The sequence below is a fragment of the Streptomyces sp. NPDC056128 genome (assembly GCF_042263835.1).
GTDB lineage: Bacteria > Actinomycetota > Actinomycetes > Streptomycetales > Streptomycetaceae > Streptomyces.
This window is the reverse complement of record NZ_JBHJVQ010000003.1, coordinates 218,705-231,923: the sequence shown is the minus strand read 5'-3', so window position 1 is coordinate 231,923 and position 13,219 is coordinate 218,705. Positions and strand designations below refer to the sequence as shown.

Genomic DNA, 13,219 nt, shown 5'->3' with positions numbered 1-13,219 from the left:
CCCAAACGTAAGTACCTTACTTCAAAGTGGGCACTATCCAGAAGTTAGCGCAGCTCCTATGGTTGGTGACATCGCACCCCACAAGGAGTACTGAACCCATGAGCATCGTCGTCACCGGAGCCACCGGACACCTCGGCCGCCACGTCGTGCGGCAACTGCTGGAGAAGGTGCCCGCCGACCAGGTCACCGCGGTCGTCCGGGACCGCGACAGGGCCGCCGACCTCGCCGCCCGCGGCGTACGGCTCGCGGTCGCCGACTACAACGCGCCCGAGACCTTCGACGGCCTGTTCGCGTCCGGCGACCGGGTGCTGCTGATCTCCGGCAACGAGTTCGACAAGGGCCGCGTCCAGCAGCACACGGTGGTGATCGACGCGGCGAAGAAGGCCGGCGTCGCCCTGCTCGCCTACACCAGCGCGCCCAGCAGCCTCAAGGCCGCGCTCGCGGACGACCACCGCGCCACCGAGGACGTCCTCGTCGGCTCGGGCGTGCCCTACGTGCTGCTGCGCAACGGCTGGTACCACGAGAACTACACCGAGCAGCTCGCCCCGGTCCTGGAGCACGGCGCCGTCGTGCAGGCGGCCGGCGAGGGCCGGATCTCCTCCGCCTCCCGCGCCGACTACGCGGCCGCCGCCGTCGCCGTACTGACCGGCGAGGGCCACGAGAACAAGGCGTACGAGCTGGGCGGCGACGAGGCGTGGGGCTTCGCCGAGTACGCCGCCGAGCTGAGCCGGCGGACCGGCAGGGAGATCGCCTACACCCCCGTCTCCGCCGAGGCCTACACCGGCATCCTGGCCGGCGCGGGACTGCCCGCGCCGCTGGCCGCCATCCTCGCGGGCGTGGAGGACTCCATCGAGAAGGGTGAGCTGGTCGTCACCAGCGGCGACCTCTCCCGGCTGACCGGCCGCCCCACCACGCCGCTCGCCGAGGCGGTCGCCGCCGCGGTCAGGAGCTGACGCCCGCACGGGCCCGCCCCCGCCGCCTCCTCCACGGCACGCACCCCGCCTGTCATGACCGTATGGCGATACGGGCATGACAGGCGGCCGGGTGCGGCGCTACCTTTCGTCGTGGCATGCGTCCGTCCCGGCATGCCGTGTGCGAGAAGGAGGTGCCCGTGGCCGGGTCGTCCAGGAGTGAGCAGCGCATAGGTCTGCTGAACGGCTTCACGGCGTACGGGCTGTGGGGGCTCGTCCCGCTGTTCTGGCCGTTGCTCAAGCCCGCCGGGGCCGGGGAGATCCTCGCCCACCGGATGGCGTGGTCCCTCGTCTTCGTCGCCGTCGCGCTGTTCTTCGTACGGCGCTGGGCCTGGGCCGGTGAGCTGCTGCGGCAGCCGCGCAGGCTCGGCCTGGTCACCGTGGCCGCCGCGGTCATCACCGTCAACTGGGGCGTGTACATCTGGGCCGTGAACAGCGGCCATGTCGTCGAGGCCTCGCTCGGGTACTTCATCAACCCGCTGGTCACCATCGCGATGGGCGTGCTGCTGCTCAAGGAGCGGCTGCGGCCCGCGCAGTGGGCGGCGGTCGGCACCGGCTTCGCCGCCGTCCTGGTCCTCGCCGTCGGCTACGGACAGCCGCCGTGGATCTCCCTCTGCCTCGCCTTCTCCTTCGCCACGTACGGCCTGGTGAAGAAGAAGGTCAACCTCGGGGGCGTGGAGTCGCTGGCCGCCGAGACGGCGATCCAGTTCCTGCCCGCGCTCGGCTATGTGGTGTGGCTGTCGGCGCAGGGCGAGTCGACGTTCACCACCGAGGGCGTCGGGCACTCGGCGCTGCTGGCCGCGACCGGTCTGGTCACCGCGATCCCGCTGGTCTGCTTCGGCGCGGCCGCGATCCGCGTGCCGCTGTCCACGCTGGGGCTGCTGCAGTACCTGGCGCCGGTCTTCCAGTTCGCCCTCGGGGTCCTCTACTTCCACGAGGCCATGCCGCCCGAGCGCTGGGCCGGTTTCGCCCTGGTCTGGCTGGCGCTGACGCTGCTCACCTGGGACGCGCTGCGTACGGCCCGCCGGACCGCGCGGGCGCTCAGGGAGCAGCTGGACCGGACGGGCGCGGGCGTACCGCCGGTCAAGGAGAGCGACGCGACGCGGGACTCCGGCGATTCCGTTGCCCGCTCGGTCACGTAACCCATATGACTGGTCCATGACCTCGACACCACGACCCGCTCCCCTGCACTTCAAGATCGTCATCGACGCCGCCGCCCCGCACGCGCAGGCGGACTTCTGGGCCGCCGCCCTGCACTACGAGGTGGAGGACAACAGCGCGCTCATCGGGAAACTGCTGGGCTTCGGGGCCGTACCGGAGGAGCTGACCCTGGAGTCCCACGGGCGCCGCGCCTGGCGGGACCTGGTGGCCGTACGGCACCCCGACGACCCCTACGACGAGGAGAGCGGGACGGGGCTGGGGCGGCGGCTGCTGTTCCAGCGCGTCCCGGAGACCAAGACCGGCAAGAACCGCGTCCACCTCGACGTGCACTCCCGGGAAGGGGAACGCGAGGCGGAGGTAGGCCGGCTGGAGGCGCTGGGGGCGGGCGTGCTGCGGCGGGTGGCGGAGCAGGGCGGGGAGTGGGTGGTGATGGCGGACCCCGAGGGGAACGAGTTCTGCGTGCACTAGGGGCCGTCCGACGCGGGGGCCGTGTACCGGCGGGGCGGAGCTTCCGATATCCGCGATGCCATGGCCGAATAGCGGTCTTGACGAGCGGTCAGTCCCGGCCACACCATCCAGGCACCCCATTCACTGCGGAGTTCCCTCCCCAGGGATTCCCTAGGAATTCGGAGCCCCCCACATGAAGCTCCCCTTCTCCGGACGTGCGCTGACGGCCGGTGCCGTCGCGGTCGTCACACTCGCGGCCGGCGGTTCCGTGGCCGGCGCGGCCTCCGCCACCGAGCGGTCCGGCCCCGCCTCGGGCACGGCGGCCGTCGCCGCCGCGCCCGACCTGCCGATAGCCAACGTCAAGGCCCACCTCACCCAGTTCCAGTCGATCGCCACGGCGAACGGCGGCAACCGCGCCCACGGCCGCCCCGGCTACAAGGCCTCGCTCGACTACGTGAAGGCCAAGCTGGACGCCGCCGGATTCACCACCCGCATCCAGCAGTTCACCGCCTCCGGCCGCACCGGGTACAACCTGATAGCCGACTGGCCCGGCGGTGACGCGAATCAGGTTGTCATGGCCGGGTCACACCTGGACAGCGTCGGCTCCGGGCCCGGCATCAACGACAACGCTTCCGGCTCCGCCGCCGTACTGGAGACCGCGCTCGCCGTGGCACGGTCCGGCTACCAGCCCACCAAGCACCTGCGCTTCGCCTGGTGGGGAGCGGAGGAACTGGGGCTGGTCGGGTCCCGCTACTACGTCAACCGCCTCTCCTCCGCCGACCGCGCGAAGATCAGCGGCTACCTGAACTTCGACATGATCGGCTCGCCCAACCCCGGCTACTTCGTCTACGACGACGACCCCACCATCGAGAAGACCTTCAAGGACTACTTCGCCGGGATCGGCGTCTCCACCGAGATCGAGACCGAGGGCGACGGCCGCTCCGACCACGCGCCCTTCAAGAACGTGGGCGTCCCCGTCGGCGGCCTCTTCAGCGGCGCCGACTACCGCAAGACGTCCGCCCAGGCGGCCAAGTGGGGCGGCACCGCGGGCCAGTCCTTCGACCGCTGCTACCACTCGTCCTGCGACACCACCGCCAACATCAACGACACGGCCCTGGACCGCAACGGCGACGCCATCGCGTACGCGATCTGGGAACTGTCGCAGTAGGACAGGCTTCCGAGGCGGGGCCGCCCGGTCAGCCGGCCTGGGCCCGGGCGCGTTCGGCGAGGCGGCCCATGCGGGTGCGGGCGGACTCCAGTTGCTCGGCGTCCTCCGCGGCCGGGCCCTCCTCGGCGGCGAGTTCGTCCCACAGGCCGACCAGGTCCTGCCCCAGTTCCATGCCCCGTTCGGGGTCGCGTACGGCACGCCAGGCGGTGGCCGCGCTCTGGACGTTGCCGTACGCGGCCTCGGCGTCGCCCGCGCGGCGGTGTATCCGGGCCAGGTCCAGGGAGAGGCGGAAGGCGCGGTCGGGATCGCCGGACAAGTAGGCGATGTACGCCGTGAGTTCGCGGAGCCGGAGTACCTCCGGGTGCTCCGGCCCCAGCGTCTGCGAGGCCTCCGCCACGGCCTGCTCCGCCAGCAGCGCCGCGTCCTGCGTACGGCCCTCCTTGACGGCCTCGTTGACCCGCGCGGTCGGCTGCGCGAGCAGCGCGGGGACGGTCGAGTCACCGGGCGCGGTGAGCGGTCCGTCCCCGAGCACGGCCTCGGCCACGGCGTCGAACCCGCGGGCGGGGGTCGGCTTGGGGTCGGGGTCGACGAACGGGCCCGGGTCGGCAAGGGGCTTGGCCTCGGCGACCGGCTTGGCCTCGGCGACCGGCTGCGCGTCAACGACTGGCTGCGCGTCAGCGACCGGCTGAGCGTCAGCGACCGGCTCGTGCCCGGCGAACGGGCGGGGGCCGCCGGCGGGTCGGGCCGCGGGCTCGGACACGGACGGCTCGGACACGGACGGCTCGGCCTCCGACGCGGCCCCGGGCGTCGGCACGGCCCCCGACCCGCCCCCTGACGCATACCCGGCGCCGGTGAACGGCCCGGCAGCCTCCCGAGGGACCGCCCCTTCCGCGTCCCCGGCCCCCTCCATCCGCGGCGGCGGTCCGAACTCCCCCGTCGGCGGCGCCACCGTGCCCGGCGCCGTACCGCCGGAGGCCCCCGGCAGGGCGCGGAGGGTGAACGTCGGCGGGGAGTCGCCGGACGGCGTCCGCCCGGCGTCGGGCACGGCCGGGAGCGGGAACGTCGGGGCGCTGTCCCGTACGGCCTCCAGCGACCGGAGGACGTGTGTGGGCCGGTCCCACCCGGTCGCCGCCTCCTCCTCGGGAGCCGTCGGCACCGGGTCGGCGGCGAGGTGGCTGGAGCCGTCCGGGTCGACGCGGAGCGGGACGGAGTAGCCGATGCGCCGGTCGTGGATCGTGGCGAGGACGGGGTGGCCGACGGCGAGGGCGAGGCGGTGGAGGCGGTTCAGGACGGCGTTCTGGATCTCCTCGCCGGGTGCCGCGACGACCGTCGAACCGTCGATCGTGGCGGTCTGCGCGCCGGAACCGGCCTCCGGCACGCACACGTCGATCGGCGTCGCCGCGGGGTCCGGCGAGCGCTCGGCGCGCTCGTGCTCCCGCTGCTTGTCGCGACCGAGTCGAGACATCGTTCCCCCACTCATCGGCGGCTTCCGTCGGCGGTCCCGTGTTCCCTGCCGTCCAGAGCCTGTCATACCAGTCCTGCACCTACTGTCGAGTCTCTCCGCTCGCTCGCGATTCTCACGTCACCGGGGTGTCACAGGCTCGTTCCAGGAGGTCACGCACGTATCGGCGGGTCGGTGCGGGGCCGGTGGGCGGGGTGCGTGAGCCGGGGGGAGAGCGGGCAGGCGGTCAGGCATGCGACAGGGACCGGAGATATGGATCCGCGGGCCGGTGGCGGCGCCCGAGCCGCCCGAGCCGCCCGACCGGGGGCCGACCGCCCCCGAGCCGCCACTCGCCCCTGCCCCCACCCCCGCCGAAGCGCCAGGCTTCTCCTGGATCGGCGTCCACGGCGGTGCCGGGGTGACGACGCTCGCCGGGGTGTTCGGCGGGCAGGACTGCGGGCGGGGCTGGCCCGGCCCCGGCGACCCCTCGTCGGTGCTGCTGGTGGCCCGCACGCACGCGGCCGGTCTCACGGCCGTCGGCCGGGCCGTGGAGGAGTTCCGGCTCGGACGGGTGCCCACGGGGGTCGGGCTCGACTCCGTGGTCCTCGTTGCGGACGCGCCCGGGCGGCTTCCCCGGCAGCTCGCCCAGCGCGTACGGCTGCTCGAGTCGGCCGTGGACGTCCACCGCGTCCCGTGGGTGCCCGCCTGGCGCCTGGACGGGACGTACGAGGGCCCGCCCCGGGGGACGGAGTCACTGGTCCGCCGCACGCGGCGGGTGCACTGAGCCCGGTCGGCACCCCCGGACGCCGCTAGGTGAATGCACACGCATGGACAATTGAATGCGTACGCATATAATGCATGTGCTGGTATTCGCTCATCGCCGATCACTCCAGGGGACACCATGACGCGCCGTTTTCTCTTCCTGCTGGGCAGCAGCCGCCCCGACGGCAACACCGAGCTGCTCGCCCGCCGGGCCGCCGAACAGCTCCCCGCGGACGTCGAGCAGCGCTGGATCGACCTGGCCCGCCACCCGTTGCCCGAGTTCGAGGACCTGCGGCACGACAGCGACCACACGCGCCCCACCGAGGGCAACGCCGGTCTGCTGCTCGACGCCACGCTCGACGCGACCGACCTCGTGATCGCGTCGCCGCTGTACTGGTACTCGCTGTCCACGCCGGTCAAGCGCTACCTCGACCACTGGTCGGGCTGGCTGCGCACGCCCGGCCTCGACTTCAAGGCGACCCTGGCCGGCCGCACCCTGTGGGGCGTCACCGCGCTGGCGCACGAGGAGCAGGAGGTCGCCGACCCGCTGATCGGCACCCTCAGCAACTCCGCGGCCTACATGGGGATGCGCTTCGGCGGCGTACTGCTCGGCAACGGCAGCCGTCCCGGTGACGTGCTGCGGGACACGGACGCGCTGTCCCGCGCCAAGACGTTCTTCGCGCGGGAGGCACCGCTCGCCCGGTTCCCGTACGAGGAGCCGGTGGCCGTGCCCGCGCGGTGAGGTCCTCGGGCGCGAGGCGTGACGCCCTACGCGGTGATGTCCTTCGCCGTGAACCGCGCCCACGCCGCCGAGCCGAAGACCGCCGCGTAGAGGGCCTGGAGGCCCAGGTTCTTCATCAGGTCGTCCCAGTAGACCGGTTCGCGCATCAGGTCGGCGAAGGACAGCCAGTAGTGCGAGAAGAAGTACGGCTGGAGCGCGTGCAGCTGGGGGATCTGGTCGAGGATCTGGACCGTGATCAGCAGTCCGACGGTGGTCGCCATCGCCGCGATGCCGCTGCCCGTCAGGGTCGAGACGAACAGGCCGAGGGCCGCGAGGCCGACGAGTGAGGCAGCCACCACCAGGGCGATCAGCAGCGCGCGCCCCAGGCCCTCCGCGTAGCCGATCCGGGTGCCGGAGATCGTGGTCAGGTCGCCCAGCGGGAAGAGCAGCGCCCCGACCGCGAGCGCCGAGACCGCGACCACCAGGGTGGCGGCGAGGCAGAAGGCGATCACCGTCGCGTACTTGGTGAGCAGCAGCCGGGTGCGCCCGGCCGGGGCGACGAGGAGGTAGCGCAGCGTGCCCGCGCTGGACTCGCCGGCGATCGCGTCGCCCGCGACGACGCCGACGGCCATCGGCAGGAAGAACGGGAGGGTCGCGGCGAGCGCGGTGAAGACCAGGAACAGGCCGTTGTTGCTGATCTGCGAGATGAAGGCCGGGCCCTCGCCGCCGCCACCCCCACCGCCGCCACCGAACGACGACGACCCGTCGCTGGTCTCGATCTTCACCGCGATGCCCACCAGGACCGGCACGGCGGCCAGGACGCCCAGCAGGGCGAGGGTGCGCCAGCGCCGGAAGGTGATCAGCAGTTCGCTGCGCAGCAGTCCGAGGGACCACAGCGGACTCGGCGTGCGCACCGCACCCGCGTCCACACCCGCACCCGCACCCGCACCCGGCGTCTCCGCCGGCGCCACCGGCACGTTCCCCGTCTCAGCCCGCGACATCGAATCCCTCTCCGGTCAGGGCCACGAACGCATCCTCCAGGGAGGCCCGTTCCAGTGCGAAGCCGCGGACCCGGACGTGGGCCGCGACCAGGGCCGCGTTGACCTCGGCCAGGTCGCGGTCCGGGGGCTCGGCCGTCACCCGGTCCTCGGCGACGACCACGTCCCCGGCCCCCTGCTCCTTCAGCACCCGGGCCGCGTCGCCCGCGTCCGGCGTGGTCACCACCAGCCGGCCGCGCGCCCCGGCCGACAGGTCGGCGACCGCGCCCTGGGTGATCAGGCGTCCCTGGGCCATCACGGCGGCGTGCGTGCAGACCTGCTCGATCTCGTCCAGCAGGTGGGAGGAGAGGAAGACGGTGGTGCCGTCGGAGGCGAGTTCGCGGACCAGCGCGCGGATCTCGCGCATGCCCTGGGGGTCGAGCCCGTTGGTCGGCTCGTCCAGGACCAGCAGGCGGCGCGGCTGGAGCAGCGCGGCGGCGAGGCCGAGCCGCTGCTTCATGCCGAGCGAGTACGCCTTCGCCTTCTTGCCGGCGGCGGCCGCGAGGCCCACCCGGTCCAGCGCCGCCGCGACGCGCTCGCGCCGGGTGCGCGGGTCGGCGGTCGGGTCGGCGGCGTCGTAGCGCAGCAGGTTGTCGCGGCCGGAGAGGAAGCCGTACAGGGCCGGGCCCTCGATGAGGGCGCCGACCCTGGGCAGGACGGTGCGGGCCGCGCGCGGCATGGGCCGGCCGAGGACCCGGGCGCTGCCCGAGGTCGGTTCGATCAGGCCCATCAGCATGCGGATGGTGGTGGTCTTGCCGGAACCGTTGGGGCCGAGGAAGCCGAAGACGCTGCCCGCCGGGACGGTCAGGTCGAGACCGTCGACGGCGAGTTGTCCGCCGCGGTAGCGCTTGGTGAGCCCGCGGGTGGAGATGACGGCGTCGTCCGCCCGCTCCGGCTCCGTGACGGACGGTTCGGCCATCGGCTTCCTCTCCTGTGCCCCTGCTCCGCTACTTCGCGGCGTTCGCGGCCTTCACCAGCGCGTCCTTGGTGACCGCACCGGCGTAGACCTTGCCGTCCTCGGTGATCAGGGCGTTGACCAGGCGGGTCTTGAAGACCGTGCCCGAGCCGAAGTCGCCCTTGACCTGGTCGCCCAGGGAGCCGAGGAAGCCGCCGAGGTCGCCGCCGCCCGCGGCGCCCGTGGGCAGGCCCTGGCCGCCGGTGTCGAAGGCGGCGATCGAGTTCCAGCCCTCGCCGATGACCTTCAGGCCGTCCAGCTTGGCGAGGTCGCCCTCGGCCTTGCGCCCGTGCTCCGGAGTCTTGGCGGCCTTCTCGTCGGCCTCGGTCACCTTCGCGCCCTTGGGCGGGGTGAAGTCGAACGTCGACGCGTCCGGCTTCGCGAAGCTGACCTTGGTGAAGCCCGCGTCCACGACGGCGGCGCCGCCGCTCGCCGGGGTCAGCGTGAACTTCAGCGGGGTGCCGGTCTCGGCGTCCACGGCGACGGTGATCGCACCGACCGTGGAACCCTTCTGCTTGGGCTCGACGACGAGCCGGTACGCGTCGCGGCCGGCCACCTGGGCGGTGCCGCCGACCTTCACGGACGTGGTGTCGTCGATCGACTTGAGCGCCTGGTCGGCGAAGTCCTTCGGGGTGGCCGGCACGTCCTTCTCCGGCCGCTCTCCGCCGTCGGAGGTGGAGTGGTAGACCTCGTTGGACTTGCTGTCGTAGCCCCAGACGTCCTTGCCGTCGTGGATGAGGCTGTACTCGGCGGCGTCCTCCAGCAGGGACACCTTCTGCCGGTCGGGGCCGTCGGCCGCGACGCGCAGGGTGTGGGAGCCGGAGACCAGCTGGGTGAGCTTGGCCGAGGGGTCGGCGGACGAGCCGCCGTCCTTCCCGTCCCCGCCCGGACCGCCGGACATTCCGGACATCAGGCCGCTCTCCAGGCCGCCGAGGTCCGGCAGGCCCAGGTCGGTGCTGATCCGGACCGTGCCGGAGAGCTGCTGGACGTCCGACTCGGCGATCCTCTGGACGAGTTCCTCCGCCGTGACCTTCGGCAGGTCGGGGTCCCCGGAGTCGGCGAGCGCGGGGACCAGCCCGATCGTCGCGGCCGCCACTCCCATCACCGCGACCGGGACGACGTACCGCGCGGCCTTGCGCCGTCGGGCGCTCAGCTCCTCGCCCGCCCCGGCGGTCGTGTTGTCGTCGGAATCGATCGGTGCCATGTGTGCCCTACCTCCGTCGTCGGCGGCGGCTGTCTCGCGACCTCGCACTCGTTCACCCGTGAGCCGCCATTCTCACCCGAATCGGTGAGGATTGGTGTTTTCCGTGGTGTCCATCTGACCAAATCACCGGAGCGCAATCGTCAGACCGCGGGCTCAACTCCACGTACTCCTGCGGGATGACACCGGAGGGCGGCTGCTCCCCCGCCCCGTAGGGGACGGGTACGCCGCCCGCCGACGGCGGGCACCCGCCCGTGGCGCGGCGCACGGGCGGGGCGGGGTTCAGCCGGCCCGGTGCACCACGGCGTCGCACAGTTCCACCAGCGCGGCCTTCGCCTCGCACTCCCGCAGCGGAGCCAGGGCCGCGCGGGCGTCCTTGGCGTAGCGGACGGTGTCCCGCCGGGCGTGCTCCAGCGCGGGGTGGGCGCGCAGCAGGCGCAGCGCCTCGGCGTGCCGGGCGTCGTCGCTCAGGTCGGAGTCGAGCAGCTCGCTCAGCGCGATGTCCTCGGCGAGGCCCAGCCGGGCCGCGCGCTCGCGCAGCCGGAGCACCGGCAGGGTGGGGATGCCCTCGCGCAGGTCCGTGCCGGGCGTCTTGCCCGACTCGTGGGAGTCGGAGGCGATGTCCAGGACGTCGTCCGCGAGCTGGAAGGCGACGCCGAGCCGCTCGCCGTACTGGGTCAGCACGTCCACCACCGTCTCGTCGGCGCCGGACATCATCGCGCCGAACCGGCAGGAGACGGCCACCAGCGAGCCCGTCTTGCCGCCCAGCACGTCCAGGTAGTGGTCGACGGGGTCCCGGCCGTCCTGCGGTCCGGCCGTCTCCAGGATCTGGCCGGTGACCAGCCGCTCGAACGCGAGGGCCTGCACGCGGACCGCCTCGGGACCGAGGTCGGCGAGGATCTGGGAGGCGCGGGCGAAGAGGAAGTCGCCGGTCAGCACCGCGACCGAGTTGTCCCAGCGGACGTTGGCGCTGGCGACCCCGCGCCGCACGGCGGCCTCGTCCATCACGTCGTCGTGGTACAGCGTGGCCAGGTGGGTCAGCTCCACCACCACGGCCGAGGGCACGATCCCGGGGGCGTAGGGGTCGCCGAACTGGGCCGAGAGCATCACCAGGAGCGGCCGGAACCGCTTGCCGCCGGCCCGCACCAGGTGCTGGGCGGCCTCCGTGATGAAGGGCACCTCGCTTTTGGTTGCTTCAAGCAACCCTTCCTCGACCGCGACCAATCCGGCCTGGACATCGGCTTCCAGAGCCTGGTCCCGCACGCTCAGCCCGAACGGCCCGACGACGGTCACGAGGGGTCTCCTGTCTGCTGGTGCCTACTGGCGATTACCTGGTTTGTCGATAGGTCGCTGCCACCACTCGAGTCAGCGTATCCGGTCACCTTTCGATCACCGCTAGCGCCCACCGTTACAGGCCGGTCGGTATCGGATCATGAGCGGTATGTTTTTGATCAGTCGATATGAGCACATATTGGCCGATTTCAATATCGCCTCCCCGGTCCCGAACGGATGCCCTCCCGGCGCGCGAAAACACCGGACGGGTGAAGCACTCTGCATCGAGGGCCGGTTGGGGCGCAGTTGGGATTAATGCCCGTTTTGCCGCGCTTGTTGAGGCCCGTGAGTTGGCTCACTCTGCAGCACCCTCGGGCAACCCCGCCGCAACCTGTGCCCTCCCTTTGCGCCGCAAGCCAGTTGAGGCTTGGCAACCGCAAAGGATCAAGACCCCGAAATGCCTCAGACCAAGGTCAACAGGACGTTGGGTGATTCCTGCACTTGTTCCGGACATGTGCTCTCGCATACGTTCCCGGCCTGTCGGGCGGACGCCGAATCCTGCCATCGCCCGGACACACAGTCATCCACTCAACTCACTCGCCGGCAGGAGCGGGGGACCCAGGTAAGTCGCCGCACCGGTCACCACCGGAGCGGCTCGGGGTGAAGCCGTACCCGTCAGGGCGCGGCCGGGCACCTCCCCGCCCGAACCCGACAGCTCACCTCGCAGGCGTCAGGAGAGGGACACAGCATGTCTGCCATCGGTCAGAACCGTCACGCCCGGACCACCCGCATCGCCCGCAAGCTCGCCGTGGCCGGCACCGGTGCCGCGGTGCTCGCCCTGCCGCTCATCGGCGCCACCGGCGCGTCCGCGGCCACCCCGGCCGCCACCAAGACCGCCGCCACGGCGGCGACGACGTACCCGGACAACCTCGACGGCTGGATCCGCGAGTCGATGGACATCATGGCGCAGCACGGCATCCCCGGCTCGTACGACAGCATCCACCGCAACATCATGCGGGAGTCGTCCGGCAACCCGCTGGCCATCAACAACTGGGACATCAACGCCATCAACGGCACCCCGTCCAAGGGCCTGCTCCAGGTGATCGCCCCGACCTTCCAGGCGTACCACGTCGAGGGCACCTCCTGGGACCCGTACGACCCGGTCGCCAACATCACCGCCGCCTGCAACTACGCGGCCGACCGCTACGGCTCGATCGACAACGTCTTCGGCGCGTACTGAGCCGTACTGAGCTGTACAGGGACGTTCAGAAGATCCGTTCGAGGACGACGGCCACGCCGTCGTCCTCGTTCGTCGTGGTGACCTCGTCGGCCACCGCCTTGAGTTCGGAGTGGGCACCGGCCATGGCGACGCCGTGCGCCGCCCAGTCGAACATGGGGATGTCGTTGGGCATGTCGCCGAAGGCGATCGTGCGCCGGCGGCCCACCCCCAGGTGCTCGGCGGCCAGCGCCAGGCCGGTCGCCTTGGTGATGCCGCACGGCTGCAGCTCCACCGTGCCGGGCCCCGACATGGTGACCGTCGCGAGGGAGCCGACCACCGCGCGCGCGGTCGACGCCAACTCGTCGTCGCTCAGGTCGGGGTGGCGCAGCAGCACCTTGCTGATCGGGGTGCGCCACAGCTGGTCGCGCCGCTCCACCCGCACCGCGGGCAGCGTGGGGTGGGGCATCAGGTACCCGGGCTCGATGAGGGTCAGGCCGTCGACGCCGTCCTGGTCGACCGCGGCGTACACCTGGCCCACCTCGGCCTCGATCTTGCCGAGCGCGGTCTCCGCCAGCTCCCGGTCCAGGGTCACCGACCACAGCATCCGGTGCGCGCCGGCGTCGTACACCTGCGCGCCCTGCCCGCACACCGCGAGCCCCGTGCACCCCAGGCGGTCGAGCAGGGGCCGCACCCGGGGTGCCGGGCGCCCCGTCACCACCAGATGGCGCGCACCCGCCCGGGCCACCCGCGCCAGCGCGGCCAGCGACCGTTCGGAGACGGTGTCGTCGCCGCGGAGCAGCGTGCCGTCGAGGTCGGTGGCGACGAGTGAGTATGCGGTGCGGTCCATGATCAGAGAATACGGAC

At 72.3% G+C, this 13,219-nt stretch carries 13 protein-coding genes and 1 riboswitch; of the genes, 7 read left to right on the top strand and 6 right to left on the bottom strand.

Translation table 11 applies throughout. The annotated features are described in order from the left end of the window. Positions 1–98: 98 nt before the first annotated feature. From ACFC1X_RS09135 to ACFC1X_RS09120, 4 genes are all read left to right on the top strand, one after another. Complete coding sequence (locus ACFC1X_RS09135; RefSeq protein ID WP_376350271.1) at positions 99–953, top strand: SDR family oxidoreductase; 855 nt, start codon at positions 99–101, stop codon at positions 951–953. A 158-nt stretch (positions 954–1,111) separates the two neighbouring features. Next, positions 1,112–2,113, top strand: a complete 1,002-nt coding sequence (gene rarD, locus ACFC1X_RS09130; RefSeq protein ID WP_376350268.1) for an EamA family transporter RarD — start codon at positions 1,112–1,114, stop codon at positions 2,111–2,113. A 16-nt stretch (positions 2,114–2,129) separates the two neighbouring features. After that, positions 2,130–2,600, top strand: a complete 471-nt coding sequence (locus ACFC1X_RS09125) for a VOC family protein (RefSeq protein ID WP_376350265.1) — start codon at positions 2,130–2,132, stop codon at positions 2,598–2,600. A gap of 172 nt (positions 2,601–2,772) precedes the next feature. After that, complete coding sequence (locus ACFC1X_RS09120; RefSeq protein WP_376350262.1) at positions 2,773–3,747, top strand: M28 family metallopeptidase; 975 nt, start codon at positions 2,773–2,775, stop codon at positions 3,745–3,747. A gap of 28 nt (positions 3,748–3,775) precedes the next feature. Here the strand turns inward: ACFC1X_RS09120 and ACFC1X_RS09115 are convergent, their stop codons facing one another. Next, positions 3,776–5,212, bottom strand: a complete 1,437-nt coding sequence (locus ACFC1X_RS09115) for a tetratricopeptide repeat protein (protein WP_376350260.1) — start codon at positions 5,210–5,212, stop codon at positions 3,776–3,778. A gap of 229 nt (positions 5,213–5,441) precedes the next feature. On the opposite strand from ACFC1X_RS09115, the gene ACFC1X_RS09110 reads away from it, so the two are divergent. Both ACFC1X_RS09110 and ACFC1X_RS09105 read left to right on the top strand, forming a co-directional pair. Further along, on the top strand, positions 5,442–5,972 hold the full coding sequence (locus tag ACFC1X_RS09110; RefSeq protein WP_376350257.1) for a DUF6668 family protein: 531 nt from the start codon (positions 5,442–5,444) through the stop codon (positions 5,970–5,972). 117 nt (positions 5,973–6,089) lie between these two features. Next, entirely contained in the window at positions 6,090–6,692 is a 603-nt protein-coding gene (locus ACFC1X_RS09105) for a flavodoxin family protein (RefSeq protein WP_376350255.1), read from the top strand. A 26-nt stretch (positions 6,693–6,718) separates the two neighbouring features. On the opposite strand, the gene ACFC1X_RS09100 is transcribed toward ACFC1X_RS09105, so the two are convergent. The 4 genes from ACFC1X_RS09100 to ACFC1X_RS09085 form a co-directional block, all read right to left on the bottom strand. Then, positions 6,719–7,672 carry an ABC transporter permease gene (locus tag ACFC1X_RS09100; RefSeq protein WP_376350252.1) on the bottom strand — a complete coding sequence of 318 codons (954 nt, stop codon included), beginning with the start codon at positions 7,670–7,672 and terminating at the stop codon, positions 6,719–6,721. Further along, on the bottom strand, positions 7,659–8,627 hold the full coding sequence (locus tag ACFC1X_RS09095; RefSeq protein ID WP_376350250.1) for an ABC transporter ATP-binding protein: 969 nt from the start codon (positions 8,625–8,627) through the stop codon (positions 7,659–7,661). Before ACFC1X_RS09095 ends, ACFC1X_RS09100 begins: the two co-directional genes overlap by 14 nt. A gap of 28 nt (positions 8,628–8,655) precedes the next feature. Further along, positions 8,656–9,867, bottom strand: a complete 1,212-nt coding sequence (locus ACFC1X_RS09090) for an outer membrane lipoprotein carrier protein LolA (RefSeq protein WP_376350248.1) — start codon at positions 9,865–9,867, stop codon at positions 8,656–8,658. A 279-nt stretch (positions 9,868–10,146) separates the two neighbouring features. Then, positions 10,147–11,157 carry a polyprenyl synthetase family protein gene (locus tag ACFC1X_RS09085; RefSeq protein WP_376350245.1) on the bottom strand — a complete coding sequence of 337 codons (1,011 nt, stop codon included), beginning with the start codon at positions 11,155–11,157 and terminating at the stop codon, positions 10,147–10,149. A gap of 567 nt (positions 11,158–11,724) precedes the next feature. Beyond that, positions 11,725–11,880, top strand: a riboswitch (cyclic di-AMP (ydaO/yuaA leader). A 4-nt stretch (positions 11,881–11,884) separates the two neighbouring features. Here ACFC1X_RS09085 and ACFC1X_RS09080 point away from each other — a divergent pair. Next, complete coding sequence (locus tag ACFC1X_RS09080) at positions 11,885–12,376, top strand: transglycosylase SLT domain-containing protein (RefSeq protein ID WP_376350243.1); 492 nt, start codon at positions 11,885–11,887, stop codon at positions 12,374–12,376. A gap of 25 nt (positions 12,377–12,401) precedes the next feature. Here ACFC1X_RS09080 and ACFC1X_RS09075 read toward each other — a convergent pair whose 3' ends face one another. After that, complete coding sequence (locus ACFC1X_RS09075; RefSeq protein WP_376350240.1) at positions 12,402–13,202, bottom strand: HAD family hydrolase; 801 nt, start codon at positions 13,200–13,202, stop codon at positions 12,402–12,404. Positions 13,203–13,219 lie beyond the last annotated feature (17 nt).

Coding starts and splice junctions, on each gene's coding strand:
- ACFC1X_RS09095 (WP_376350250.1), bottom strand. CDS start 8,627: ATGGCCGAACCGTCCGTCACGGAGCCGGAGCGGGCGGACGACGCCGTC.
- ACFC1X_RS09090 (WP_376350248.1), bottom strand. CDS start 9,867: ATGGCACCGATCGATTCCGACGACAACACGACCGCCGGGGCGGGCGAG.
- ACFC1X_RS09100 (WP_376350252.1), bottom strand. CDS start 7,672: ATGTCGCGGGCTGAGACGGGGAACGTGCCGGTGGCGCCGGCGGAGACG.
- ACFC1X_RS09080 (WP_376350243.1), top strand. CDS start 11,885: ATGTCTGCCATCGGTCAGAACCGTCACGCCCGGACCACCCGCATCGCC.
- ACFC1X_RS09075 (WP_376350240.1), bottom strand. CDS start 13,202: ATGGACCGCACCGCATACTCACTCGTCGCCACCGACCTCGACGGCACG.
- ACFC1X_RS09115 (WP_376350260.1), bottom strand. CDS start 5,212: ATGTCTCGACTCGGTCGCGACAAGCAGCGGGAGCACGAGCGCGCCGAG.
- ACFC1X_RS09105 (WP_376350255.1), top strand. CDS start 6,090: ATGACGCGCCGTTTTCTCTTCCTGCTGGGCAGCAGCCGCCCCGACGGC.
- ACFC1X_RS09135 (WP_376350271.1), top strand. CDS start 99: ATGAGCATCGTCGTCACCGGAGCCACCGGACACCTCGGCCGCCACGTC.
- ACFC1X_RS09120 (WP_376350262.1), top strand. CDS start 2,773: ATGAAGCTCCCCTTCTCCGGACGTGCGCTGACGGCCGGTGCCGTCGCG.
- ACFC1X_RS09125 (WP_376350265.1), top strand. CDS start 2,130: ATGACCTCGACACCACGACCCGCTCCCCTGCACTTCAAGATCGTCATC.
- ACFC1X_RS09110 (WP_376350257.1), top strand. CDS start 5,442: ATGCGACAGGGACCGGAGATATGGATCCGCGGGCCGGTGGCGGCGCCC.